This window comes from Cellulomonas sp. P4_H12 (genome assembly GCF_056400905.1).
The window spans coordinates 1-650 of sequence record NZ_JBFUKJ010000092.1 but is presented as its reverse complement, the minus strand read 5'-3'; the positions used below and the strand labels follow the sequence as shown (position 1 = coordinate 650).

Annotated in this window: 1 protein-coding gene; it reads left to right on the top strand. The window is 70.0% G+C overall.

The window, feature by feature from the left end:
• Window positions 1-109: 109 nt before the first annotated feature.
• A partial coding sequence (locus AC1DQC_RS19920) for a transaldolase family protein (RefSeq protein WP_477052961.1) occupies window positions 110-650 on the top strand: 541 nt, incomplete at its 3' end.

Below are 650 nucleotides of genomic sequence, written 5' to 3'. Positions count from 1 at the left end.
TCGGCGCGTCCGCCGACCACAAGACGTTGTTCCGCGAGTTCGGCTTCACGGCCGAGAACGTGACCGCCGCGGCTCGCCGCACCCTGGACCGAGTGAAGGGCTGATCGCCATGCCACAGAACAAGAATCTCGCCGACCTGTCGGCCGCCGGTGTGTCGGTGTGGCTCGACGACCTCTCCCGCGCACGACTCGAGTCGGGCAACCTCGCCCAGCTCGTCGCGGAGAAGTCCGTCGTCGGTGTCACCACGAAGCCGTCGATCTTCCAGGCGGCGCTCAAGGGCCCCGAGTACCGGACGCAGCTGCACGAGCTCGCCGGCCACGGCGCGAACGTCGACGACACGGTCCGCGCGCTGACCACAGACGACGTCCGGGCCGCCTGCGACCTGCTGGCCCCGCAGTACGAGGCCACCGCCGGCGTCGACGGCCGGGTCTCGATCGAGGTCGACCCGCGTCTCGCGCACGAGACCGACGCCACGGTCGCGCAGGCCGTCGAGCTGTGGAAGTTCGTCGACCGGCCCAACCTGCTGATCAAGATCCCGGCCACCCTCGCGGGCCTGCCCGCGATCACCCGGGGCATCGCCGAGGGCATCAGCGTCAACGTCACGCTGATCTTCTCGGTCGAGCGGCACAAGGCCGTCATCGACGCCTACC